General features: G+C 56.9%; 25 protein-coding genes. 18 read left to right on the plus strand and 7 right to left on the minus strand.

The annotated features are described in order from the left end of the window. Window positions 1-67 precede the first annotated feature (67 nt). Window positions 68-694 (plus strand): helix-turn-helix domain-containing protein, encoded by a 627-nt coding sequence (locus ACOKCT_RS15205; RefSeq protein WP_156653979.1) that lies wholly within the window; start codon window positions 68-70, stop codon window positions 692-694. Window positions 695-696: 2 nt separating this feature from the next. Here the strand turns inward: ACOKCT_RS15205 and ampH are convergent, their stop codons facing one another. After that, window positions 697-1,854, minus strand: coding sequence for a D-alanyl-D-alanine-carboxypeptidase/endopeptidase AmpH (gene ampH, locus ACOKCT_RS15210; protein ID WP_103178428.1), 1,158 nt, complete (start codon window positions 1,852-1,854; stop codon window positions 697-699). Between the two features lie 286 nt (window positions 1,855-2,140). Here ampH and sbmA point away from each other — a divergent pair, with 286 nt between their 5' ends. Continuing rightward, complete coding sequence (gene sbmA, locus ACOKCT_RS15215; RefSeq protein WP_159339700.1) at window positions 2,141-3,361, plus strand: peptide antibiotic transporter SbmA; 1,221 nt, start codon at window positions 2,141-2,143, stop codon at window positions 3,359-3,361. A 14-nt stretch (window positions 3,362-3,375) separates the two neighbouring features. After that, a complete protein-coding gene (locus ACOKCT_RS15220) occupies window positions 3,376-4,476 on the plus strand; it encodes a DUF1615 domain-containing protein (RefSeq protein WP_103178430.1) in 1,101 nt (366 codons plus the stop codon). Here the strand turns inward: ACOKCT_RS15220 and ACOKCT_RS15225 are convergent. Next, on the minus strand, window positions 4,473-4,775 hold the full coding sequence (locus ACOKCT_RS15225; protein WP_103824002.1) for a DUF2755 family protein: 303 nt from the start codon (window positions 4,773-4,775) through the stop codon (window positions 4,473-4,475). The two genes, ACOKCT_RS15220 and ACOKCT_RS15225, sit on opposite strands and share 4 nt — an antisense overlap. A gap of 246 nt (window positions 4,776-5,021) precedes the next feature. On the opposite strand from ACOKCT_RS15225, the gene ACOKCT_RS15230 reads away from it, so the two are divergent. Next, on the plus strand, window positions 5,022-5,240 hold the full coding sequence (locus ACOKCT_RS15230) for a DUF2754 domain-containing protein (RefSeq protein ID WP_039031465.1): 219 nt from the start codon (window positions 5,022-5,024) through the stop codon (window positions 5,238-5,240). On the opposite strand, the gene ddlA is transcribed toward ACOKCT_RS15230, so the two are convergent. Then, window positions 5,237-6,337 (minus strand): D-alanine--D-alanine ligase, encoded by a 1,101-nt coding sequence (gene ddlA, locus ACOKCT_RS15235; protein WP_156655435.1) that lies wholly within the window; start codon window positions 6,335-6,337, stop codon window positions 5,237-5,239. The two genes, ACOKCT_RS15230 and ddlA, sit on opposite strands and share 4 nt — an antisense overlap. A 106-nt stretch (window positions 6,338-6,443) precedes the next feature. Here ddlA and ACOKCT_RS15240 point away from each other — a divergent pair, with 106 nt between their 5' ends. From ACOKCT_RS15240 to adrA, 5 genes are all read left to right on the plus strand, one after another. Continuing rightward, window positions 6,444-7,163: an extensin family protein gene (locus tag ACOKCT_RS15240; protein WP_159339701.1), complete on the plus strand. Its 720-nt coding sequence runs from the start codon at window positions 6,444-6,446 to the stop codon at window positions 7,161-7,163. Between the two features lie 133 nt (window positions 7,164-7,296). Continuing rightward, window positions 7,297-8,505 carry a multidrug efflux MFS transporter gene (locus tag ACOKCT_RS15245; RefSeq protein ID WP_103178434.1) on the plus strand — a complete coding sequence of 403 codons (1,209 nt, stop codon included), beginning with the start codon at window positions 7,297-7,299 and terminating at the stop codon, window positions 8,503-8,505. A gap of 243 nt (window positions 8,506-8,748) precedes the next feature. Next, window positions 8,749-9,009 (plus strand): anti-adapter protein IraP, encoded by a 261-nt coding sequence (iraP, locus tag ACOKCT_RS15250; RefSeq protein ID WP_103178435.1) that lies wholly within the window; start codon window positions 8,749-8,751, stop codon window positions 9,007-9,009. Window positions 9,010-9,356: 347 nt separating this feature from the next. After that, on the plus strand, window positions 9,357-9,677 hold the full coding sequence (gene psiF / locus ACOKCT_RS15255) for a phosphate starvation-inducible protein PsiF (RefSeq protein WP_103178436.1): 321 nt from the start codon (window positions 9,357-9,359) through the stop codon (window positions 9,675-9,677). Window positions 9,678-9,767: 90 nt separating this feature from the next. Next, the gene (adrA, locus tag ACOKCT_RS15260; RefSeq protein WP_290554741.1) at window positions 9,768-10,883 is read left to right on the plus strand and encodes a diguanylate cyclase AdrA; all 1,116 of its coding nucleotides are present in this window, start codon (window positions 9,768-9,770) and stop codon (window positions 10,881-10,883) included. Between the two features lie 14 nt (window positions 10,884-10,897). On the opposite strand, the gene proC is transcribed toward adrA, so the two are convergent. Further along, on the minus strand, window positions 10,898-11,707 hold the full coding sequence (gene proC, locus ACOKCT_RS15265) for a pyrroline-5-carboxylate reductase (RefSeq protein ID WP_103178437.1): 810 nt from the start codon (window positions 11,705-11,707) through the stop codon (window positions 10,898-10,900). 86 nt (window positions 11,708-11,793) lie between these two features. Here proC and ACOKCT_RS15270 point away from each other — a divergent pair, with 86 nt between their 5' ends. The 5 genes from ACOKCT_RS15270 to ppnP all read left to right on the plus strand — a co-directional run bounded on the left by ACOKCT_RS15270 (window position 11,794) and on the right by ppnP (window position 14,566). After that, window positions 11,794-12,252, plus strand: a complete 459-nt coding sequence (locus ACOKCT_RS15270) for a YaiI/YqxD family protein (protein WP_103178438.1) — start codon at window positions 11,794-11,796, stop codon at window positions 12,250-12,252. Window positions 12,253-12,525: 273 nt separating this feature from the next. Further along, entirely contained in the window at window positions 12,526-13,050 is a 525-nt protein-coding gene (gene aroL, locus ACOKCT_RS15275; protein ID WP_420193633.1) for a shikimate kinase AroL, read from the plus strand. Between the two features lie 51 nt (window positions 13,051-13,101). Continuing rightward, complete coding sequence (gene yaiA / locus ACOKCT_RS15280; RefSeq protein ID WP_103178440.1) at window positions 13,102-13,293, plus strand: protein YaiA; 192 nt, start codon at window positions 13,102-13,104, stop codon at window positions 13,291-13,293. Window positions 13,294-13,531: 238 nt separating this feature from the next. After that, window positions 13,532-14,209: an AroM family protein gene (locus tag ACOKCT_RS15285; protein ID WP_103178441.1), complete on the plus strand. Its 678-nt coding sequence runs from the start codon at window positions 13,532-13,534 to the stop codon at window positions 14,207-14,209. A gap of 72 nt (window positions 14,210-14,281) precedes the next feature. Next, a complete protein-coding gene (ppnP, locus tag ACOKCT_RS15290) occupies window positions 14,282-14,566 on the plus strand; it encodes a pyrimidine/purine nucleoside phosphorylase (protein ID WP_103178442.1) in 285 nt (94 codons plus the stop codon). Window positions 14,567-14,611: 45 nt separating this feature from the next. On the opposite strand, the gene rdgC is transcribed toward ppnP, so the two are convergent. After that, window positions 14,612-15,523, minus strand: a complete 912-nt coding sequence (gene rdgC, locus ACOKCT_RS15295; RefSeq protein WP_039031486.1) for a recombination-associated protein RdgC — start codon at window positions 15,521-15,523, stop codon at window positions 14,612-14,614. 124 nt (window positions 15,524-15,647) lie between these two features. Here rdgC and mak point away from each other — a divergent pair, with 124 nt between their 5' ends. Beyond that, on the plus strand, window positions 15,648-16,553 hold the full coding sequence (gene mak / locus ACOKCT_RS15300) for a fructokinase (protein WP_168192002.1): 906 nt from the start codon (window positions 15,648-15,650) through the stop codon (window positions 16,551-16,553). Between the two features lie 36 nt (window positions 16,554-16,589). On the opposite strand, the gene sbcC is transcribed toward mak, so the two are convergent. Together sbcC and sbcD are read right to left on the minus strand one after the other, a co-directional pair. Beyond that, entirely contained in the window at window positions 16,590-19,721 is a 3,132-nt protein-coding gene (gene sbcC, locus ACOKCT_RS15305) for an exonuclease subunit SbcC (protein ID WP_420193634.1), read from the minus strand. After that, window positions 19,718-20,923, minus strand: a complete 1,206-nt coding sequence (sbcD, locus tag ACOKCT_RS15310) for an exonuclease subunit SbcD (RefSeq protein WP_103178445.1) — start codon at window positions 20,921-20,923, stop codon at window positions 19,718-19,720. Before sbcD ends, sbcC begins: the two co-directional genes overlap by 4 nt. 194 nt (window positions 20,924-21,117) lie before the next feature. Between sbcD and phoB the strand changes: the two genes are divergently transcribed. The 3 genes from phoB (at window position 21,118) to brnQ (ending at window position 24,853) form a co-directional block, all read left to right on the plus strand. Further along, complete coding sequence (gene phoB / locus ACOKCT_RS15315) at window positions 21,118-21,807, plus strand: phosphate response regulator transcription factor PhoB (RefSeq protein ID WP_039031479.1); 690 nt, start codon at window positions 21,118-21,120, stop codon at window positions 21,805-21,807. A 21-nt stretch (window positions 21,808-21,828) separates the two neighbouring features. Then, complete coding sequence (gene phoR, locus ACOKCT_RS15320) at window positions 21,829-23,124, plus strand: phosphate regulon sensor histidine kinase PhoR (protein WP_103178446.1); 1,296 nt, start codon at window positions 21,829-21,831, stop codon at window positions 23,122-23,124. Between the two features lie 409 nt (window positions 23,125-23,533). Further along, window positions 23,534-24,853 (plus strand): branched-chain amino acid transporter carrier protein BrnQ, encoded by a 1,320-nt coding sequence (brnQ, locus tag ACOKCT_RS15325; protein ID WP_103178447.1) that lies wholly within the window; start codon window positions 23,534-23,536, stop codon window positions 24,851-24,853. The last annotated feature ends 54 nt before the right edge of the window (window positions 24,854-24,907 follow it).

A 24,907-nucleotide genomic window follows, 5' to 3' on the forward strand; every position in this document is an offset into this window, starting at 1 on the left:
TATGTCTGATGCGGGGAGGCCTGCCTCCCCGTTGTTATAGCGTCAGTTAAGGATGACCTGAGATCTCATGAACCGTTATGCAAAACCCATTTCTGAGTTCTCCCGACTTGAACAGTGCCTGGCGGCGCACAGCACACCATTTACGCTTCCTGCAATGCATCCTGTCTTCGGGGATTGCGATAAAGAAAATGAAAACGCAGTAGTGCTGCAGTCGGGCACGCTCAGTATCCACCGTCAGCAGGACGATCTGCTGATAGAGATTGTCACCGCACCTTATATCTTCGGGCTGAATGCCGGCATGATGGGCTGCAGCACCGAATACCTGCTGGTGACGCAATCCCCCTGTACCGGTTTCTGGCTGCCTGCATCCGGGGCCCGCCAGCTGATCCAGCAGGCCGGTTTATGGTCCGATGCCTTCTGCTGGCTCTCCTGGCACCACCGGGTAATGGAGATCCGCGACAAACAGCTGGTGGGCAACAATTCGTACAGTCAAATCCGTTCCACGTTGCTGGATATGGCCCAGTGGGATGAGACGCTGCGTATGCGGGTGGGGGTCATGAACTACATTCAGCGCCGCACACGTATTTCGCGTTCCGTGGTGGCAGAAGTGCTGGCGGCGCTACGTCAGGGGAACTACATCACTATGGACAGGGGCAAGCTGGTCAGAATCAACCACTTGCCCGCTGAATATTAGCGTCAGGAGGCCGGGATAACCCGCGGTTTGTTCTCGCTCAGCTCCACCACCAGCTGGTTAACGCCGTCGCTCATGTTGACGAAACGCGTGAGCGGCGAGCGCGTTACCACCACAAATACGCCCACGTTAGATTGCGGGATCATCGCCATATAGGTGATGAATCCGCCGCCACCGCCGGTTTTCTGAATAATGCCAGGCCGTCCATTTTTAGGTGCCATATAGACCCAGCCAAGGCCCAGCGCGTCCGCACGGCCTGGTACATCCATCCCGATCACCCGGCTTAACTGGCTGCGTTGATAGATCAGAGTCTGCATTCTGTCGGCCTGGTTGCTGCGCGCGTAGAAATCAGAGGAGAGGAACTGCTGCATCCAGCGCATCATGTCGCCAGGAGTGGAGTAAACCCCGCCGCTACCGACCGCCGCCAGGGTGTTATTACACGGGCTGGCCCCTTTCTCTGCCACCATCAGGCGTTTGCACTGATCGGGTGACGGAGTAAAGGTAGTATCTTTCATCCCCAGCGGACGGGTGATCTGCTCTTCGAACAGCTGGGCGTAGGGCTTGCCCGCGGCGTTGCCCAGCGCATCGGCCAGCAGATCGAACGCCAGGTTCGAATAGGCGGCCTGGGAGCCCGGGGATGATTTCAGGGTGGCTGTCGACAGCCAGTTCCAGCGCTGATCGCGGGTTGGCCAGACGAAGACCGGACGGTGGGCCGCGCCGCCTGGCTGTTCGCGCGGCAGGGCGCTGGTGTGGGTAGCCAGGTTGACGAGCGTAATCGGCGCGCCCTGATATGTCGGCACCCGGGCGCCCGGTGGCGCATATTTACTTAACGGATCGTTGAGCTTAACCACGCCCTGATCGAGCAGTTTCACCAGCATCTCACTGGTCATTAACTTGGTCAGGGAGGCGATGCGCACCACAGAATCAAGCTGCGGATGGATATTATTGCCCGGGCGCGTTTCGCCAAAGCTGCGGAATACGCGCTGGTTGCCGTCAATCGCCACCAGAGCCATCCCCGTTGCGCCACTGCCGTAAAAAATATGATTCGCGTAGCGATCAACCACATCGGAGGCAAAAGCCGGGTCGGTAATCGGCTCGACAGCCTGCGCGCTGGTGAGGCTGGCCGCATACAGCGCGGCGGAGAGGAACAGACAACGTTTCAACGAAAGTATCCATGAAGTGAATGAAAAAGTATGCGTATTTATACTACTAAACACCATAATGCAAAGGCCTGAACAGCATAACGATAGCGTGAAAAACGTAACCGCGGGTAAATACGAACAATTTCGTTATTACCGATCTCATGTTTTGTGACATTGCGCTTATGATACCTGCCTGGTTCATTGGCTTTTCCGCTCGGGTGGCGGTTGACGGCGAACTAATACAGGCCCAACAGGTCTGATAATCCGTCGTCCACAGCAGTAGCGATAACTACAAGAAGGAAGCGTTATGTTTAAGTCGTTTTTCCCAAAACCGGGACCCTTTTTTCTCTCGGCCTTTATTTGGGCTCTGATCGCGGTCATTTTCTGGCAGGCGGGTGGCGGGGCCTGGTTTGAGCGTCTGGTTGGCGCTACGGGTGATGTGCCGATCAGCGCGGCACGTTTCTGGTCACGCAGCTATCTGATCTTCTACGCCTATTATGCGTTCTGCGTTGGGGTGTTTGCCCTGTTCTGGTTTGTCTGGTCGCCGCACCGCTGGCAGTACTGGTCGATTCTCGGCACCGCGCTGATTATTTTCGTCACCTGGTTTCTGGTGGAAGTGGGCGTGGCGGTCAACGCCTGGTATGCCCCGTTCTATGACCTGATCCAGACCGCCCTCAGCGCGCCGCACAAAGTCTCTATCAATCAGTTTTATCATGAAGTGGGCGTGTTCCTCGGCATCGCGCTCATCGCCGTTGTTATTGGCGTAATGAATAACTTCTTCGTCAGCCACTACGTCTTCCGCTGGCGTACCGCGATGAACGAACACTATATGGCCCACTGGCAGCAGCTGCGCCATATTGAAGGTGCCGCCCAGCGTGTGCAGGAAGACACCATGCGCTTTGCCTCCACGCTTGAGGATATGGGGGTCAGCTTTATCAACGCTATTATGACTCTGATCGCCTTCCTGCCGGTGCTGGTCACGCTGTCGGCGCACGTACCGGACCTGCCGATTGTCGGTCATCTGCCCTATGGCCTGGTGATCGCCGCGATTGTCTGGTCGCTGATGGGCACCGGTCTGCTGGCGGTGGTCGGGATCAAACTGCCGGGGCTGGAGTTCAAAAACCAGCGCGTTGAGGCCGCCTACCGTAAAGAGCTGGTCTACGGCGAAGACGATGCCAGCCGCGCCTCGCCGCCAACGGTGCGTGAGCTGTTTGGCGCGGTGCGCCGGAACTACTTCCGCCTCTATTTCCACTACATGTATTTCAACATTGCCCGCATTCTCTATCTGCAGGTGGATAACGTTTTCGGTTTGTTCCTGCTGTTCCCGTCGATTGTAGCCGGTACGATTACGCTGGGTCTGATGACGCAAATTACTAACGTCTTCGGTCAGGTACGCGGGTCGTTCCAGTATCTGATCAGTTCATGGACCACGCTGGTGGAGCTGATGTCCATCTATAAACGTTTGCGCAGTTTTGAACGTGAGCTGGATGGTCAGGATCTTCAGGAAGTTACCCATACGTTGAGTTGATACAGGGAGCTGTTATGTCTTTTACCGTACCGCGCGCGTTACCCTTATCCCTGCTTGCCGCCCTGGTGTTGGCCGGGTGTGCTGAGCAAGGGGCTGCGCCGCTGAAAAAGGGCGAAAAGCCCGTCGACGTGGCAAGCGTGGTGCGGCAAAAAATGCCCGCCACGGTAAAAGACCGGGACCAGTGGGCCTCGGCGCTGGCGAAAACCTTTGAGAGCCAGAAGATTGCCCCTACCGAGGAGAATATCTGCTCGGTGCTGGCGGTGGCACAGCAGGAGTCGCTGTATCAGTCCGATCCGGCGGTGCCGGGGCTGAATAAAATCGCCTGGAAGGAGATTGACCGTCGCGCCGAAAAACTCCACATCCCGGTGTTTCTGGTCCACACGGCACTGAAAATCAAATCGCCAAACGGCAAGAGCTACAGCGAGCGGCTGGATACGGTGAAAACCGAGAAGCAGCTCAGCGCCATCTTCGATGACTTTATCAATATGGTGCCGATGGGACAGACGCTGTTTGGCTCTCTCAATCCGGTGCATACCGGTGGCCCAATGCAGGTCAGTATCGCCTTTGCCGAAAAGCATACCGATGGCTATCCGTGGAAAATCGAAAACACGGTTCGCCAGGAGGTCTTCTCCCTGCGCGGCGGACTCTGGTTTGGCACCTACCATCTGCTGAACTACCCCGCCAGCTATACGGTGCCGCTCTACCGCTTTGCTGACTTTAACGCGGGCTGGTATGCGAGCCGCAATGCGGCGTTCCAGAATGCCGTCAGCCGCGCCAGCGGGGTGAAGCTGGCTCTGGATGGCGATCTGATCGCCTATGGCAGCAGTAACGCAGGGAAGACAGAGCTGGCGGTGCGCAAGCTTTCAGGCAAGCTGGACATGAGCGACAGTGAGATCCGTCGGCAGCTGGAGAAGGGCGACAGCTTTGCATTTGAGAAAACCGAGCTCTATCAGCAGGTCTTTAAACTGGCGGAGCAGAAGAGTGGCAAGGCGTTACCGAGAGCGATGCTGCCGGGGATCCAGCTTGAGAGCCCGAAAATCACCCGCAATCTGACGACAGCCTGGTTTGCCCAGCGCGTTGACGATCGCCGGGCGAAGTGCATGGCGCTCAACTAGCGATAACGGCGCCAGCGCACGTAGAGGGCAACGGCGCCCAACACCATGAGCCCGACAAGGAAGGGGATCAACCCGAAGACGGTGCTGACACCGAGCCCAATCTCAACGCGCGGACGGCCGCTCTCTTCGACCTGCATCAGGTGCTCATAGACGCCGGGAGCATGCACCAGAATATTGAGCAGCTGTGAGCCAGCCCAGAAGCAGAAAAGCACAAACAGCGCGTATGCAATATTTCCTGCCGTGGAGGTTTTTGGTTGCCTGGTGTTGAAGATGGGCTTTGACATCGTAAAATCTGCCATACATACCTCCGAGTGTTCTGACTGGCTATGTGCCTGTTGTACACGTCAAGTTTGACAGCTCATGGCTGTTGTCAATATCGGAATGTTGGTAAATTGGCCTGGAGAATTCTCCTGGTTTGTCGAATTTTGCCGCACATCACAGATTTTTTACTTAAGTGAAATCCCCGCACATTTCAGATTTTCCGCACAGGCCGCAGACCTGAAGACAAATCTGTGCGAGGATAGATTTTTTCTTCTGGAGCGACCATGAAACTGCCTGCCAAAATTCGCCGTGACTGGCATTTCTACGCCTTTGCTATTGGGCTTATCTTTATTCTGAATGGGGTGGTGGGGCTGCTGGGCTTCGAAGCGAAAGGCTGGCAGACCTATGCGGTAGGGCTGGTGACCTGGGTTGTCAGCTTCTGGCTGGCGGGGTTTATTATTCGCCGTCGCCCGGAAGAGACGACGGCGAACGACGCGGATTAACCGTTTACTGAAATCTGCAGGGCGCTGTCAGCGGCATGTCGCTCCAGCGCCAGCTCAATCAGGCGGGTGATCAGATCCGGGTAGCTGAGACCGCTGGCCTGCCACAGTTTCGGGTACATGCTGATGTTGGTGAAGCCGGGCAGGGTGTTGATCTCATTGATCACCACGCGGTTGTCCGCCGTTAAGAAGACGTCGACGCGCGCCATACCGCGACAGCCCAGCGCCTGATAGGCTTCGATGGCAATTCCACGGATCGCGTCGTTAACGTCAGCCTCCAGCGCCGCGGGTACCACCACCTGCGCGCCCTTGTCATCAATGTATTTGGTGTCGTAGGAATAGAAGTCGCTGTTCAGCACCACTTCGCCACAGGTACTGGCCTGCGGGAAATCATTGCCCAGCACCGCGCATTCAATCTCACGCCCTTTAATTCCCTGCTCAACCACCACTTTATGATCGAAGGTGAACGCCAGACGTACCGCTTCGCTGAACTGCGCTTCGCTGTTCACTTTGCTGACGCCCACGGAGGAGCCCTGGTTAGCCGGTTTGACGAACAGCGGCAGGCCGAAGCGGGCGCTGAGATCGGCAAAGGTGTGTTGCTCGCGGTTGGCGCGGGTCAGGGTAACAAAGGGCGCCACGTTCAGGCCAGCGTCACGCAGCAGGCGTTTAGTGACATCTTTATCCATGCAGGCGGCAGAACCGAGGACATCGGAGCCGACGAACGGCAGGTTCGCCATGCGCAGCATCCCCTGCAGGGAGCCATCTTCACCCAGCGTGCCGTGGACAATCGGGAAAATGACGTCGAGCTGTGAAAGCGTCTGTCCGGTACCGGCATCGATAAGCTGGCCCTGCGTCACGCCCGGCACGGTAGCAACGCTGACCTCAGACGGATTCAGCGCAATATGCGCCGGATCGTCGGCGTTAAGCAGATAGCCCTGCTCGTCGTTAATGTGCCATTGACCCTGTTTATCAATGCCCAGCAGCACGACCTCAAAGCGGCTCTTATCAATCGCGTTAACGATATTTTTGGCCGATTGCAGCGACACTTCGTGCTCTGCTGATTTTCCCCCAAAGACAATACCTACCCGCAACTTCGCCATCACGTACACTCATCCACTCAGACTCAAAACCCCTACCATATCACGATGCCCGGCGGGATTCGCCGCCTTCTGCCATAATGTTTTGACACATTGCGAAGGGGGGTGAGTGAAAGGAAAAAGCCTGATTATCTGTCTAATCCTCATTGCTGCGGCTATTGCGGGCTACCGCTGGCTGCCGTCTTATTACAATCCGTTTGCACCGCTCACGCTTGACGATCCCCCCGGTACCCTGACCCAGTTTAAGCTCCGTCGCCTGACGCCTGAGCATTGTGATGTGCTGCTGGCGCAGGCTAATGCGCGTCAGCTGATCCGCACCCAGGCGGTGGCCGACAGCACGGGAGAGTGTCCGCTGAGTGATGTGGTGCGCGTGCGTAGTTTTGGCTCCGTCAGTCTTAGCAGCAGTTTTCTTGCCAGCTGCCCGCTGGCGCTCAGCTCGGCGTTGTTCGTCAACCAGCAGGCCCGGCCCATCACCGAAACCATGATGGGCAGCGGTCTGTCGCGCATTGACCATTTCGGCAGCTTTGCCTGCCGCAATATCTATCACCGCGCCAACGCCCGACGCAGCGAGCATGCCACCGCCGAGGCGCTGGATATCAGCGGCTTTACCCTGGAAAACGGTCAGCGAATTTCGGTTCTGCGCGGCTGGAAGAGTGCCTCCACCGAACCCTGGCTGCGTGCGCTACTCAGTGCCAGCTGCGGCTATTTCGGTAACGCGCTGGGCCCGGACTATAACGCCGCCCACGCCAACCATTTTCACCTTGGGATGCGGGGGGTTGGCTACTGCCCGCAAAGCATAAATCACCAGCAAAAAGGGGAAAATATGTGACATATTTCACAAATATGATGACTGGGAAGATAAAACCCCAAAGAGACGCCGGGCGCATCTCTGACAACGTCCGGTGAAAGGTAACTTGCTAATCTGATAACGAATTTACGTAATATGAAGACAGTGCTCGCCTATGGAATCGTGGAAGGTTAACCTTATTTCGGTCTGGTTTGGTTGTTTTTTCACCGGCCTTGCCATCAGCCAGATTTTGCCGTTTTTGCCGCTGTATGTCTCCCAGCTTGGCGTCTCGTCGCACGAAGCGTTGTCGATGTGGTCAGGGCTCACCTTCAGCGTCACGTTTCTGGTTTCGGCCATCGTCTCGCCCATGTGGGGCAGCCTTGCGGACCGTAAAGGGCGCAAGCTGATGCTGCTGCGCGCCTCGCTCGGCATGGCGATTGCGATCCTGCTCCAGGCCTTTGCCACCAACGTCTGGCAGCTTTTTCTGCTGCGCGCGCTGATGGGGCTGACCTCCGGTTATATTCCTAACGCGATGGCGCTGGTGGCGTCGCAGGTTCCCCGGGAGCGCAGCGGCTGGGCCATCAGTACTCTGTCGACGGCGCAAATCAGCGGCGTGATCGGCGGCCCGCTGATGGGCGGCTTTCTGGCAGACCATGTGGGTCTGCGCGCGGTATTTCTGATCACAGCGATCCTGCTGGTGGTAAGTTTTCTGGTAACGCTGTTTCTGATCAAAGAGGGGGTTCGCCCCACCGTCAGCAAGGCGGAGCGGCTGAGCGGCAGGGCGGTCTTTGCCTCGCTCCCTTATCCGGGCCTGATGATCAGCCTGTTCATCACCACCATGGTTATCCAGCTTTGCAACGGCTCGGTGGGGCCGATCCTCGCGCTGTTTATTCAGTCGATGGCACCCGAGAGCAATAATATCGCCTTCCTCAGCGGGATGATTGCCGCGGTGCCGGGGATCTCCGCGTTGATGTCCGCCCCACGTCTGGGCAAGCTCGGGGACCGCATCGGCACCGGGCGTATTTTGATGGCGACGCTTATTGTGGCGGTGGTGCTCTTTTTCGCCATGTCCTTTGTCACCACCCCTTTGCAGTTGGGCGTGCTGCGCTTTCTACTCGGCTTTGCGGATGGCGCCATGCTGCCCGCCGTACAGACCCTGCTGATTAAGTACTCCAGCGATCGGGTCACCGGACGGATCTTCGGTTATAACCAGTCGTTTATGTATCTGGGGAATGTTGCCGGTCCGTTGATGGGGGCCGCGGTCTCGGCGATGGCCGGTTTCCGCTGGGTATTTGCCGCCACCGCTGTGGTGGTGCTGGTAAACATTCTGCAACTGGCGTGGGCGATGCGCCAGCGCCGCCTGCAGGAAGTCCGCCGTTCTTAATGTAGCTATATAATATATTGATATCTGGCCGCCATTATCATTCCTGTGAAATGGCGGTTCTTGTATTTAATTCAGGTTACGCAGAAAAAAAGAAAAATTTAATTTAAGTCGCATTTTTACCGGCCGTACAGAAACGCATTTATGCGCCATGTGGGATTTCCTTAAAAATAGTACTTTTACCCACTTTGCAAGTCTCAATCATAATGATAACGTCGCAAAAAAACGTGATAAGGAAATAGCGCTGTGAAAAATCTAATTGCAGAGTTGTTAGTTAAGCTGGCAGAAAAGGAAGAAGAGTCAAAAGAGCTTGTGGTTCAGGTTGAAGCGCTGGAAATAGTGGTTACCGCCCTGCTACGACAGATGGCGCAAAGCGATCAACAGGCGCTGATCGAAAGCGTGGAAGGCGCGCTGGATGAGGCCAGGCCAGATGCACAGGTTCCGGCCCAGGACAGCGAAATGCTGCAGCAATACGTAAAAAAGCTGCTACGGCACCCGCGCAGCTGACCCATTATTTGACCTGAGTTGTTGTCAAAAACCGTCACCCCGGTTGCCTGTCGTCGCTCTGTTTTATTTTTATCTTTCCTCAATGGGAAAAATAAGTGAAACAGAGCGCACGTTATATTCCATAGCTTACCTCGCGACATTATCCCCACAATTTATGCTGTAAATGTTCTCTCTATCCTGGTACCGGGTATATGACGCTGCCGCCGGCCCAACATATTATTCTGCTTATTAGCGACGGCATGAGCCACGCCGAAATAACCACTGTGCGAAATTATCCCGATGGCGCGGGTGGTTTTTTTAGCAGTACGAACCAGACTTAAGGAGATCATTCACAGAAGGAAAGTGCTATGAAAATCACACTACTGGCGACCCTGCTCCTTGGCCTGTTCTCTCTTACTCCCGCGGGGGCGCAAGATCAGCCGCTCACACCGCAACAGCAACGTATGACCACCTGCAATCAGCAGGCGACCGCCCAGGACCTGAAGGGCGACTCCCGTAAGAGCTATATGAGCGATTGCCTGAAAAACGCCTCCTCTAAACCCAACGAAAAAAGCCTGACGCCGCAACAACAAAGGATGCGTGAATGTAACTCCCAGGCGACCCAACAATCCCTTAAAGGGGACGACCGGAGTAAGTTCATGAGCGCCTGCCTGAAGAAAACTGGCTAGTTCAAAAGGGTGAGCGTTCCGTTTGGCTCACCCGAAATATCATACTTAGCGCCAGATAACCCTTTCTATAATTTGGGAAAATGCTTTTGAGTGTTCCCAATGACCATGAATGATGAAAACATTTACAGCAAAGTCTATGCCCGGGAAGGGATAAATCTGGCGCTTTCGGCGGATGAGCATCATCGCTCAGGAATTCGTCTGGCCCGTCGTTTACGGCTCCCGCGTGCGGCGGGCCTGGCTTTTCTGTTTTTCCCTGTTGCCAGCGTGCTGACCGCGCAATCGGTTAACGGCGTCTGGTGGCTTTTGCTGGTTGGATGGGCCTTTGTCTGGCCCCATCTGGCCTGGCAACTGGCGATGCGCTCTGCCAATCCCCATCACAATGAGATGTTTAACCTCAAAGTCGATGCCATTATGGCCGGGGTATGGATTGGACTGATGGGCGTTAACGCCATGCCCACCGCGGCGCTGGTCATGATGATGAGCATGAACCTGATGGGCGTGGGGGGGATTAGGCTGTGTGGTACAGGATCATTGATGACCGCGCTGGCGGCGCTGGTTACCCAGCAGCTGATGCACATTCCGGCAGGCTTTATCAGTACCCCGCTTGAGGTCTGGCTCGCCCTGCCGGGGATTGTTGGTTATCCGATGCTATTTGCCTGGGTAAGCTTCCGTACAACCAGCCGTCTGGTGGAACATAAGCGCCGTCTTGAGTTGATGAGTACTCTGGATGGGATGACAGGGGTATACAACCGTCGTCACTGGGAAGTGTTGCTGCGTACAGAATTTGAAAACTGCCGTCGCTATCACCGGAGCGCCACGATCCTGCTGATCGATATCGATCACTTCAAAGGCATTAATGATACCTGGGGCCATGACGTAGGCGATCAGGCGATTCTCGCCGTGACCCGTCAGCTACAACTGACGTTACGCGCCAGCGATATGATTGGTCGCTTTGGCGGCGATGAGTTCGCGGTAATCATGAGCGGAACGCCAGCGGAAAACGCTATTGCGGCAATGTCGCGGGTCCATGAACGGCTGGCGGAACTGCGCCTGCCGGGCGCTCCGCAGGTAAAGCTCTGCATCAGCGTCGGTGTCGCGCCGCTCACGACGTCGATGGTGCATTATCAGGAATGGTTAAAAGCGGCGGATATTGCACTTTATAAGGCGAAAAATGCCGGACGTAACCGTACCGAAGTGGCCGCCTGACGTCCGGCTGTCGGTCAGGATTTGCTTAGCAGCTCTGACTTTTCCATGCACTTGTTCATGGCTTCAATGACCGCTGCCCGGAAACCGCGCTCCTCCAGCACCCGCACCGCTTCAATGGTTGTGCCGCCCGGAGAGCAGACCATATCTTTCAGTTCGCCCGGATGTTTGCCGGTTTCCAGCACCATTTTGGCGGAGCCCATTACCGCCTGCGCCGCAAATTTATAGGCCTGCGCGCGCGGCATCCCGCCCAGCACCGCGGCATCTGCCATCGCTTCGATAAACATAAACACGTAGGCGGGCGCTGAACCGCTGACGCCTACCACCGGGTGGATCATCGCCTCGGCAATCACTTCGGCCTCTCCGAAGCAGCGGAAAATATTGACGACATCGGCAACCTCTTCGGGGGTCACCAGCGCGTTAGGGGTGATAGAGGTCATGCCCGCTTTTACCAGCGACGGCGTGTTGGGCATGGCGCGGACGATTTTACGGTCGTGGCCCAGCGCGCGCGCCAGCTGATCGAGGGTGATGCCTGCCGCGATAGAGACCACCAGCGTCTCTTTATTGAGGCTGGAGGTGATATCGCTCAGGACTTTCACCATCATGTTCGGCTTCACCGCGCCGAAGACGATATCGGCCACCTGGGCCACTTCCTGGGCGCTTTGCGCGGCGTTAATCCCGTACCGATCGTGCAGGGCGGCGACCTTGTCCGGTGATGGGGTGTAGACCCAAATCTGGCCAGGCTGCACCTGACCGCTGGCAATCAGACCGCCGAGAATGGCTTTGCCCATATTACCGCAGCCGATAAAACCGATTTTCTTCTCCATCACGTCTCCCTCTTAAACTTTGTTATGATTGTGGCACTTTAGCCTATCAGGTTTTGTTACGCAGCATTATATGCCGGAGAGAGAAGATGGCGATTTGGGTGGATGCCGATGCGTGTCCCAATGTGATTAAAGAGATCCTGTTTCGTGCTGCCGAGCGCGTACAGATGCCGCTGACGCTGGTGGCGAACCAGAACCTGCGCGTGCCGCCGTCCCGTTTTATCCGTTCCTTGCGCGTACCGGCCGGCTTTGATGTGGCCGATAACGAAATTGTACGCCTGTGCAGCGCGGACGATCTGGTGATCACCGCCGATATTCCACTGGCGGCGGAGGTGCTGGAGAAAGGGGCCGCAGCGCTCAATCCGCGCGGCGAGCGTTATTCGCCAGCTACTATCCGTGAAAAGCTGACGATGCGTGATTTTATGGACACGATGCGCGCCAGCGGCGTGCAGACCGGCGGGCCGGACAGCCTCTCCCAGCGCGACAGGCAGCAGTTCGCCGCCGAGCTGGACAAATGGCTGCTGGAAGTGAAGCGCCGCCAGGGGTAATCATCGCTGCGTGAGCGGTTTTGGTCATTATTACCACAATCCGGGGTTGTCAACGGCGGGTGGGTTCAGGTAAGGTGAGCGCACCGTTTAGTGCAATTTTTTCTTTACAGGATAACCCTCGCTATCTCTTGGGTTGACTTAACTGTCAGTTTAACATCACGCCTGATGTAATAATTATTTTACGGTTAACGTGTGTACTAGCTTAATGGTATCATTGCACTCTTTTCGACTTCACGCACCGCATGCGCGCGGCATCAAAGGGAACACCTGGTCATGACCCAGCCTATTTTTTTAATTGGCCCCCGCGGCTGTGGCAAAACCACCGTCGGTCTTGAACTGGCTCGTCTGTGTCAGAGTGAATTTGTCGATACCGATCACTGGCTACAGACCTATGCCGGGCAAAGCATCGCTGAGATTGTTGAGCAGGAAGGGTGGGAGAGTTTTCGCGCCCGCGAAACGGCGACCCTCGAGGCGGTGACCGCAGGCTCCGGCATTATCGCCACCGGCGGCGGCATTATTTTGTCCGCTTACAACCGTCAGTTTATGCGTGAAAAGGGCCGGGTGATCTATCTTTGTGCCCCGGTGCCGGTGCTGGTCGGGCGTCTCGAAGCCTCGCCAGAAGAGGGACAGCGCCCAACCCTGACCGGCAAACCTATCAGCGAAGAGGTGAGCGCAGTGCTGGCGGAGCGTGATGCGCTCTATCGCGAAGCCGCTCACCACGTGGTGGACGCCTCCCTTCCTCCTGCGCAAGTGGTGCAAAATATCGTCGCTGCGCTTCATCTGGCATGCGCCAGCTAACTGATGTCTATACTGATAGTTCAGCCAACCTAATAAAATAAAGGATGAACTATGCCAACCAGACCTCCCTATCCGCGTGAAGCCCGTATTGTTGCCGTTGAGAAAGGCGCAACGGGCAAGACTGTCACCTGGTATCAGCTGCGTGCTGACCACCCGAAACCGGATTCACTGATCAGTGAACATGAAACGGAGCAGGAAGCGAAGGATGCGAAAGTGCGCTACGAAGATCCCGATAAAGCCTGAATTAAATCTGAATACGGTCAAAACCGTACCGTAATCACACTATTCAAAAAGCGTAAACATTAAACGGAGGGTAATGTTCAGGTTTAACAGACACATTCTGTCAGGCACGTGGATCTTTACATTCCAGCGGTTGAATCTGCTGCTACGCTTTTCAGCACTTTTTCCTGAACAGCGAACTGTGCAGCGAAGTGTGCCTGTATCTGTGTCACGGTAGTGGTTGTATAGAAAGGCGAGAACGATGAAGGCAACATTGGCGATCCTCACGATTGGGGTAGTCCCGGTAAGCGAAGTACTACCGCTCTTAACGGAGCATATTTCTGCGCAACAAATTACGCATCACAGTTTGCTCGGTACGCTGAGCCGGGAAGAGGTCATGGAAGACTACGCCCCTGAACCGGGCGAGGCGCAGCTGCCTACCCTGCTCAGCGACGGCGAGCTGGGAAACGTCTCGTTGCCGAAGATCGCGTGCGCCCTGCAAGGCGTGATCGAAGTGCTCGATAACCAGGGCTATGAGGTGATCCTGCTGATGAGCACCGCGCCCATCACTGGCCTCGTCGCCCGCAATGCAATTTTGCTTGAGCCGACGCGGATCATCCCGCCGCTGGTCGGATCGATTGTCGATGGCCATCAGGTGGGGGTGATCGTGCCGATCCCTGAGCTGATGGAGAACCAGTCCCGCAAATGGCAGTGCCTGGTTAAGGCGCCGCTGCTTGCTGTAGCCAATCCTTTCTGGGACAGCGAAGAGAAACTGATCGACGCCGGGCGCGATCTGCTGGCCCGCGGCGCAGATGTCCTGATGCTCGATTGTCTTGGTTTTCATCAACATCACCGTGATTTACTGCAAAAACACCTGGACGTGCCGGTGCTGTTATCAAACGTGCTGGTGGCCCGGCTGGCCTCGGAATTGCTGGTCTGATGATTTTGCGTGACAGGTACGGAGTGTCACCCCTATATTGGGTTGACAACCAACGACAATAAGGACCAGTCCATGCTTCAGACTAATGAATACTTTTCCGGTAAAGTGAAGTCCATCGGTTTTACCAGCAGCATTACTGGCCGCGCCAGTGTTGGCGTAATGGAAGAGGGGGAGTACGCCTTCGGTACCGCGCAGCCAGAAGAGATGACCGTGGTGAGCGGCTCGCTCAAAGTGTTACTGCCGGGGGAAACGGAGTGGAAAGTCTATAACCCGGGCGATGTTTTCAACGTGCCAGGCCACAGCGAATTCCATCTGCAGGTTGCGGAACCTGCCTCTTATCTGTGTCGTTATCTGTAAAAAAAAGAGCCGGGTTAACCCGGCTCCGATCTCTGGTATGAAGCATTAACGCTGTGCTTCGCCGCCCAATCCTTCTACTACGCTCTTAATCAACGCCGCCAGTTCACCCGTCATCAGAATGAAGTCAGCATCAAAACGCTGGGCATAGTCGTCCCGGTCGATATCGTCGTTCTGATCGCGCAGCTCGTCGGAAAACTTCAGACGCTTGATCGAGCCATCGTCACACATCATGAACTGAATGCGCTGCTGCCAGTCGAGGGCCAGCTTGGTCACCAGTTTGCCAGCTTCGATATGCACGGCGATCTCATCGCTGACCAGCTCCTGCTTCTTGGCGCGGATCACGCCCCCATCTTCCAGGATCGCTTTCAGCTCGGCTTCGTCCAGCAGTTGGAAGCCCTGCGGGACATTGTTGCCCCGTACCCACTCGGTGAGGGTCAGCTCGATCGGGTTTTCCATCGTCAGCGGCACCACCGGCAGCGAACCGAGGCTTTTACGCAGTAACGCCAGAGTATCTTCTGCTTTTTTGGCGCTGGCGCAGTCGACCATAATCAGGCCGTTAACCGTGTCGATCCACATCATTGTCTGGCTGAAGCGGCTAAAGGCGCGCGGCAGCAGGGAGTGCAGCACTTCGTCTTTCAGCGAATCTTTCTCAGTTTTTTTCAGCTTACGGCCCTGTTCGGCTTCCAGCTTAAAAATTTTGGCTTCCAGCGCCTGCTTCACCACTGGCGTCGGCAGGATCTTCTCTTCCTTACGCGCGCAGATGATGATTTGACCATTGGTAGTGTGGGTCAGCGCATCGCTCTGTGATCCCATAGGCGGAACCCATCCGGTTTTGGCCATATCCTGGCTGCCACACGGGGTAAATGCGTAAAGGTCTAACTGTTTTTCCATCTCGTCTGCACGCAGTTCGATATCGCGGCTGAGACGGTAAACCATCAAATTTTTGAACCACAGCATGATAATTTCCACGGTCTTGTCGTTTAATTCAGCGGGCATGATAGCGAATTGTCGCATCGCTTGCATTGCTAATCGGGTAGCAGGCTTCTACTCTGTTGATAATCAAAATAATGAGGAACGTTCTGTGCGAATTGGTATTGATCTCGGCGGCACGAAAACAGAAGTCATTGCCCTTGGCGAGCAGGGGGAGCAGCTGTTCCGCCATCGCCTCCCTACCCCGCGTGACGACTACCGGCAGACCATTGAAACCATCGCTACTCTGGTGGAGATGGCCGAAAAGGCCACCGGCCAGACCGGCACGGTCGGTATGGGGATCCCGGGGTCGATTTCGCCCTATACCGGGGTGGTGAAAAACGCCAACTCGACCTGGCTTAACGGCCAGCCTTTTGACCGCGATTTAAGCCAGCGCCTGAACCGTGAAGTCCGGCTGGCCAACGACGCCAACTGCCTGGCGGTGTCAGAGGCCATCGACGGCGCCGCGGCGGGGGCACAGACCGTATTTGCGGTGATCATCGGTACCGGCTGCGGCGCAGGCGTGGCCTTTGGCGGGCGCGCCCATATTGGCGGCAACGGCACGGCTGGCGAGTGGGGACACAATCCGCTGCCGTGGATGGATGAAGACGAACTGAAGTACCGCGCTGAAGTGCCGTGCTACTGCGGCAAACAGGGCTGTATCGAGACCTTTATCTCCGGCACCGGCTTCGCCACCGATTACCGTCGTCTGAGCGGGCATCCGCTAAAAGGCAACGAGATCATGCGTCTGGTGGAAGAGCAGGACGCCGTCGCGGAGCTGGCGCTCAGCCGCTATGAAATGCGGCTGGCGAAGTCGCTGGCGCACGTGGTGAACATTCTCGACCCGGATGTGATCGTCCTGGGCGGCGGCATGAGCAACGTTGACCGTCTCTATAGCACCGTTCCCCAGCTGGTGAAGCAGTGGGTGTTTGGCGGCGAATGCGAAACCCCGATCCGTAAAGCGGTGCACGGCGACTCCAGCGGCGTACGCGGCGCAGCCTGGCTGTGGCCAAACTGACAGGGCAAAAGCCGGGTGACGCGTAGCGCTCCCGGCTTACAAAACAGCAAACTCCTTATCCAGCCTGCTGTACCCCAGCCCGTTAATCTTCTTCACTTTGATCTGCACCGGGATGCGCTCCTTCATCGCCTCGACGTGGCTGATCACCCCAATGGTTTTGCCGCTGGCATTCAGCGCATCCAGCGCGTCCAGGGCGGTATCCAGCGTTTCGCTGTCCAGGGTGCCGAAGCCCTCGTCGAGGAACAGCGAATCAATTTGCGTTTTGTGGCTCACCAGGTCGGAAAGCGCCAGCGCCAGCGCCAGGCTTACCAGAAAACTTTCGCCGCCGGAGAGGGTGCGGGTATCGCGCACGGCATCCGCCTGCCAGGTATCCATCACCTCCAGCTCCAGCGCGTCGCTGGCCTTGCGTTGCAGCAGGTAGCGGCCATGCAGACGCATCAGCTGCTGGTTGGCGAGCCATACCAGGTTGTCGAGAGTTAAGCCCTGGGCAAACTTACGGAAGCGATCCCCCTCTTTGGAACCGATCAGCGCATTAAGATAACCCCAGTCATCCGCCAGGCGGGCCGCCTCCTCAATTTGTTGCATCAGTGCCTGCTGGTGCTGGCGATTGTCGCTGTCCTGTTTAAGCTGCTGGCGGATCTCCCCCTGGCGGGTGGTGTTTTCCCGCAGTTTCAGGCCGAGCTGCTGAAGCTGTTCCTGCAGGGCCGGCGCGTCCGTCGTCAGGCCCGCCGGACGTTGTTCCAGATGTTCGTTCAGTCGTTGACCGGCCTGCTGAAGCAGGGCCGTGGTCTGCTGGATCTGATTCTCCAGAGTCTGTTTCAACTGCTCCAGACGCCGAACCGTATCGCCATCCAGCAGGGCCGCCAGAAATGTCTCCCGATCGCTAAAGATGCTGGCAGCCAGCGCGGCGGCAAACTGCGCCTGCGATTGTTGTAAACGTTCGCTTTCCAGCGTGTACTGCTGCTGCAGCGTGGCGAGCTGGCTTTGCAGGGAGACGCACTCGGTATGGATTTCGCGCCAGTTATCCGGGATCGCACTTTCCACCTGCGTGGAATCCGTTGCCGGAAGGGTCTCCAGCAGCGGTGCCAGGGCGGTGATGCGCTCCCGCAGGGCGCTGTGCTGAGTCTGCCGCTCCTGCCAGGCCAGCGACTCTTTTTCCCGTTCCGCAAGCCAGGCCGACTCGGTACCGTCCTCCGGTGCCGCCAGCGACAGGGCATGAAGCGTTTGCGCCATAGCCGTGCGCGTCGCCAGAAGCTGCTGCTGGTAAAGCTGAAGCTGGGCTTCCTCTTCACTCAGCTGGCTTTGCAGGGTCAGGCGTTGGCTCAGCTGGTAAAGCTGCTGTTCGTACTGCTCCTGTTTAGCCAGCCATGGGGCGATGTCGTCCTGAATGTTCAACTGCACAGAGAGGGTTTCACACACCGCATTCCACTCTTTAGTGAGCGCTTGCTCATCCTGAAAGAGCGTCTGCGCTTCGCTTGTTTCGCGCTGAAGCTGGCTGTTTAGCGCATTTACCTGCCCCAGAACCAGCAGGCCTTCCTCTTTGAGTGCGGCGACCTCCTTTTCCATCGCATCCCGGCGGCGCTGGTTTCCGGTGAGCGCCAGGGCCTGGTATTGGGCAATGGCCGGATGTTCGGTAGAGCCGCAGAGCAGGCAGGGCTTTCCGGCCTCCAGTTCCGCCCGGTAGCTCTCCAGCTTCTTAATCTTCTCTTCCTGCTCACATAAGGTTTTGAGATCGAGATAGTGCTGGTTTTTCTCTTTGTACTGCTGGCGGCGTAGCGTCAGGGTTTCGTTCAGTTTTGCCAGCTCGGCCTGGGCCTTTTGCACGCTTTCGCGAGTCTGCCGCGATCGCTGTTGCAGAGGCTGATAGCGGGCATGCAGGGTAGTCAGGCGCTGGCGTGCCGCGCGGGACTGCGTCTGGAGTGCCATCTCGCTGGCGGTCTGTTCTGCGGTAAGCGTCAGAGCGCTCTCCGGTAATCCCGCCAGCTTCTGGCGTAACGCCGTGATACGCCCGGTCAGCGTCGCGATCTGGGTTTTATCGCGATTAAGCTGGGTGAAGTGGGCGCGCCAGCCTGCAATCTCCTGGCCCCACTGGCGGAAGCGGTCGTGGTTGGTAAGCCACTGGGTGAGTGCAGCCAGCTCGGTTTGCAGCCTGTCGTGCGTGCGCAGCGCCCCGTTACGAATGCCTGAACGCAGCGCCGTACTGGACTGTAAGCGAGTATTCACATCCAGCATCTGCTGTTCCGTCTGCGAAAGCTGGGCAAGCTGCTCCTGCTGCCGCTCCCAGTGCGGGCGCAGCAGGGCCGCAGGCTGGGCGAGATGCAGTTTTTCCAGCTCCGGCGTGGCGTCCGTCAGGGCCTGCTGCGCCTGTTGCTGCGCGGCCTTCGATCGCTGTTGCTCCCGCACCAGCTCATCGTGGCGGGTAAGCCACTGATAATCTTTCTGGAGTCCCTGCTGCTGCGCCAGCAGTTGCGCTTCTTCGTCAGTAAGTACCTGCAAACCTTGCTGAAGCTGCTGTAGCTGCTCTTCGCTGAGCAACACCACGCCGGCCGCCTGGGCCTGGCGCTTCTCCAGCTCGCTGCGTGCCGCCTTATGTTTTTCAAACACCATGGCGGAGATCTGGCCGTAGATTTCCGTGCCGGTCAGCTCCTCGAGCAGTTCGGCGCGCTCTTTCGGTTTGGCGTTCAGAAAGGCGGCGAATTGCCCCTGGGATAAGAGCATCGAGCGGGTAAAGCGGTCATAGTCCAGCCCGGTCAGAGAGGCAACCAGCTCCAGCTTGTCCTTCACTTTATCTGCGAGGATCTTCCCGTCCTTGCACTGGGCGAGCTCCACGCGGGGCACCTGCAGGTTGCCGTCCGGCTGGTTGCGCGCCCGGTTCTGGCTCCAGAACGCACGATAAGCTACCCCTTTGACTTCAAACTCGACCTCGGCGAGGCACTCAGCGGTGTCGCGGGTCATCAGATCGTTTTGCGATTGCGAGACCGTATTCAGGCGCGGCGTCTCGTGGTAAAGCGCCAGGCAGATGGCATCCAGCAGGGTGGTTTTCCCGGCGCCGGTTGGGCCGGTGATAGCAAACAGGCCATTGCTGAGGAAGGGTTCGGCGGTAAAGTCGATTTTCCATTCGCCCTTGAGCGAGTTAAGGTTTTTCAGGCGCAGGCTGAGAATTTTCATGCCTCATCCTCTTCATTGCTGAGGGCGTGGATCGTGTGGCTGAACAGCTCGTTTAGCCGGGCCCGCTGGGTATCATCCAGGGTTTCCTGGGCGAGTCGGCGCTCAAAAACCTCCTCAACCCGCAGCTCGCTGAGGGTTTCACGCAGGTTGCTGGCAAGGCTTCTCTCGCGCTGCTCGCGACTGCGCCGCACCAGCAGGACCTCTACCGGCAGATCGTCCGTCAGCTGCTGGATCTTACGCTGCATATCGTGCAGGTACTCCTCGGTGGTGAGTTCGATATCCAGCCAGACGGGAGGCGTCTGCTCCACGCCGCGCCACTGCTCAAGCTGGGCGGTGATCGCCGCCAGATCGCCCTTCAGCACCGCCAGCGGCTGGGTAATGGGCACCTCAAGCGATTCGACGCTGCTGAGCTTGCCCTGGTCGAAACTCACCAGATGAACGCATTTGCTTTTGCCGGTTTCATCAAAGCTGAGGGGAATAGGGGAGCCGCAGTAGCGGATATGTTCGCAACCGCCAATCATCTGCGCCCGGTGGATATGGCCCAGCGCTATATAGTCAGCGGCCGGGAAGTGCTGCGCGGGAAACGCATCCAGCGTACCGATATAGATGTCACGTACCGCGTCACTTTTACTGGCGCCGACGGTGGTGAGATGCCCGGTGGCGATAATCGGCAGTACGCTGTCGCCGCGAAGCGCGCAGGCCTGGGTATATTGCTCGGCATAATAGTGGGTAATGGCCTGCAACAGCTGCTGCTGTTTCTCAAGCCCGGAGAGGCCCGCCTGGCTTCGCACCACGTCCCGGGGACGTAAAAACGGGATCGGGCAGAGTACCGCGCCGGGGGTGCCGTCGCGTCGGGTCAGAATTTGCGGCCCATGTCCGGCGCTGGCGACCACGGTGGTGTTGAGAAACGCCAGAATCTCACGGGATTCGTTCAGCGTGGCGACGGAATCATGGTTGCCGGCCACAATCACCAGATGGCAGCCGGTTTTTTGCAGATTGACCACGAAACGGTTATAGAGCTCGCGCGCGTAGCTGGGCGGCGAGCCGGTATCAAAAATATCCCCGGCCACGAGGATGGCATCCACGTCATGCGATTGCGCCATCTCAAGCAGCCAGTTGAGAAACGCTTCATGTTCGGTGGCGCGGCTTTTACTGTAAAAATTTTGTCCCAGGTGCCAGTCCGAGGTGTGAAGTATGCGCATAACAGATCCGTGGCAAAAAATGGTTAGCGGGATTATAAACTTTCAGGGGGAGGAAGATAACCGCTACAATCGGGGCTGCCATAAAACAACGGCTTGCCTTTATGAGCGGGCGCGTTTTTCATAAATCTGTCATAAATCTGACGCATAATGACGCCGTATTACAAACATGTAACCTTAATAAGACAGGGCTAAGTATGGCGAGACGTATTCTGGTCGTAGAAGATGAAGCACCCATTCGCGAAATGGTCTGTTTCGTGCTCGAACAAAATGGCTTTCAACCGATAGAGGCCGAAGATTACGACAGCGCGGTGAACCAGCTCAACGAACCCTGGCCCGATCTGATCCTGCTCGACTGGATGCTGCCTGGCGGCTCTGGCCTGCAATTCATCAAACATATTAAACGTGAAGCCTTAACCCGCGATATTCCGGTGATGATGTTAACGGCCCGCGGCGAAGAGGAAGATCGCGTTCGCGGTCTGGAGACCGGCGCGGATGACTACATTACCAAACCGTTTTCCCCGAAAGAGCTGGTGGCGCGCATTAAAGCCGTAATGCGCCGTATTTCACCGATGGCGGTGGAAGAGGTGATTGAGATGCAGGGGCTGAGTCTGGACCCTACCTCGCACCGCGTGATGACCGGTGAAAATCCCCTCGATATGGGACCAACGGAATTCAAACTGTTGCACTTTTTCATGACCCACCCGGAACGCGTCTATAGCCGCGAGCAGTTGCTCAACAATGTCTGGGGCACTAACGTCTATGTGGAAGATCGCACGGTTGATGTTCATATCCGCCGTTTGCGCAAGGCACTTGAAACCAGCGGTCACGATCGCATGGTGCAGACCGTCCGCGGCACGGGTTATCGTTTCTCAACCCGTTTCTGAACAATGACAGGAGTGTGACGCGTGCTGGAACGGCTGTCATGGAAAAGGCTCTGTTTTGAACTGATACTCTGCTGTATTCCGGCCCTGATCCTCGGGGCCGTAATCGGTTATTTACCCTGGTTTTTGCTGGCGGCAGTCACGGGATTGCTGATCTGGCACTTCTGGAATCTGCTCCGCCTCTCATGGTGGCTATGGGTTGACAGAAGTATGACCCCGCCGCCAGGAAGCGGCAGCTGGGAACCCCTCCTGTATGGCCTGCACCAGATGCAGATGCGTAATAAAAAACGCCGACGCGAGCTGGGCAGCCTGATCAAACGCTTTCGCAGCGGCGCCGAATCGCTGCCGGATGCGGTGGTATTGACCACCGAAGAGGGCGCGATGTTCTGGTGTAACGGACTGGCGCAGCAGTTGCTGGGCCTGCGCTGGCCGGATGATAACGGGCAGAATATCCTCAACCTCCTGCGTTATCCGGAGTTCGCCCAGTATCTGAAAAAACGCGATTTTACCCGCCCGCACAATCTGGTCATGAACAACGGTCGCCATCTGGAGATCCGCGTGATGCCCTACAGCGACCAGCAGTGGCTGATGGTGGCGCGGGATGTGACGCAAATGCACCAGCTTGAAGGGGCGCGGCGCAATTTCTTCGCCAACGTCAGCCACGAGCTGCGCACCCCGCTGACGGTATTGCAGGGCTATCTGGAGATGATGCAGGAGCAGACGCTGGAAGGCGCGCCGCGGGAAAAAGCGCTGCATACCATGCGCGAGCAGACGCAGCGCATGGAAGGGCTGGTGAAGCAGCTGCTGACCCTCTCCCGCATTGAGGCGGCGCCAACCCTGGCGCTGAATGAAACCATCGATGTGCCGATGATGCTGCGGATGCTGGAGCGCGAAGCGCAGACCTTAAGCCAGCAGCAGCACCAGCTTACCTTCGAGGTGGATAACAGCCTCAAAGTACGCGGCAGTACCGACGAGCTGCGCAGCGCCATCTCTAACCTGGTCTATAACGCGGTGAATCATACCCCGCCCGGCACCCACATCACCGTGCGCTGGCAGCATGCGCCAACGGGAGCGGAGTTCAGCGTGGAAGACGATGGTCCCGGTATCGGCCCGGAGCATATTCCGCGTCTTACCGAGCGTTTTTACCGGGTGGATAAGGCGCGCTCCCGGCAGACGGGGGGCAGTGGCCTGGGGCTGGCGATTGTTAAACACGCCATTAATCACCACGACAGCCGCCTGGATATCGTCAGTACGCCGGGGAAAAGTACGCGTTTTAGCTTTGTGATCCCGGAACGTTTGATTGCCAGTAACAGCGCCTGACAGCGTCACTGTAATCAGAAATTGCCACAGGCCAGCCAATGCTGGCCTGTTTGCTTTGCAGTTCAGCGAAGCGCGAATAAATATTATACGCCTGTTGCTTTTTTGTTCGCATGATTAGCCATGAGTTTTTCTTATAAATGGTTTATTATCCCACTTCTAACTTTCGAGTTGGCATATTATTCTGGTTTTGAGATCCCATATTGCCTTTAAACGTTATAAGCGTTTAAATTGCCACCCTGATATCGTCGGACAGACTGTATTTGCGTGGTAAATCGAAAAACTATTCTTCTCCACGCCGGTAGGGAAGCATTTCCCGCTGAGGTTGCACATTTTTTTCGCTGTTTTGTTCCGCAACGGATAGCGAAAAATTCAACGTTTTCAACACCACATCCACAGGCAGTAAGGTTTTATGACCCATCAATTGAAATCGCGCGACATCATCGCGCTGGGCTTTATGACATTTGCGCTGTTCGTTGGCGCTGGCAACATCATCTTTCCTCCCATGGTTGGCTTACAGGCGGGTGAACACGTCTGGACCGCTGCGATTGGCTTTTTAATTACCGCGGTTGGCCTGCCGGTGCTGACCGTCGTTGCGCTGGCGAAAGTTGGCGGCGGCGTGGATAGCCTGAGCACCCCTATCGGGAAAGTCGCAGGTATTCTGCTGGCAACCGTCTGCTATCTGGCCGTCGGCCCGCTGTTTGCCACCCCGCGTACCGCGACCGTCTCCTTTGAAGTGGGTATCGCTCCGCTGACCGGCGACGGCGCTATGCCGCTGTTGATCTATAGCCTCATCTACTTTGCTCTGGTGATTCTGGTCTCCCTCTATCCGGGCAAGCTGCTGGATACCGTGGGTAACTTCCTCGCGCCGCTGAAAATCGTGGCCCTGATTGTGCTGGCCGTGGCTGCCGTTATCTGGCCTGCCGGCCCGATCAGCGATGCAATGGACGCCTACAAAAATGCCGCGTTCTCTAACGGCTTTGTGAACGGCTACCTGACCATGGATACCCTGGGCGCGATGGTGTTTGGTATCGTCATTGTGAACGCCGCCCGTTCCCGCGGCGTGACCGAAGCGCGTCTGCTGACCCGCTACACCATCTGGGCGGGTCTGATTGCGGGCGTAGGCCTGACATTGCTCTATCTGGCGTTGTTCCGTCTGGGTTCTGACAGCGCGGCCCTGGTAGACCAGAGCGCAAACGGCGCGGCTATCCTGCATGCCTATGTTCAGAACACCTTCGGCGGTTCGGGGAGCTTCCTGCTGGCGATCCTGATCTTCCTGGCCTGTCTGGTGACGGCGGTGGGCCTGACCTGCGCCTGCGCCGAGTTCTTTGCCCAGTATCTGCCGCTCTCTTACCGTACGCTGGTGTTCATCCTCGGTATCTTCTCCATGGCGGTCTCTAACCTCGGTCTGAGCCACCTGATCCAGGTCTCCATTCCGGTGCTGACGGCCATCTACCCGCCGTGTATCGTGCTGGTGGTGCTGAGCTTCACCCGCGGTTGGTGGAATAATTCTTCCCGAATTATTGCCCCGGCCATGTTTATTAGCCTGCTTTTTGGTATCCTTGACGGCATCAAAGCATCGGCTATTGGCGATACGCTCCCTGCCTGGACACAGCGTCTGCCGCTGTCCGAACAGGGCCTGGCCTGGTTGATGCCTACCGTTGTTGCACTGGTTCTGGCCGTAATCTGGGATCGTGCTGCGGGGCGTCGGGTAACGTCGAACGCGCACTAATCAACGGATAAATGTTCAACCACGGGGCTTATGGCCCCGTGGTTTTTTGTTTTT

Origin of the sequence: Leclercia sp. M-A074-M (assembly GCF_965195605.1) — a bacterium.
Taxonomy (GTDB): Bacteria; Pseudomonadota; Gammaproteobacteria; order Enterobacterales; family Enterobacteriaceae; genus Enterobacter.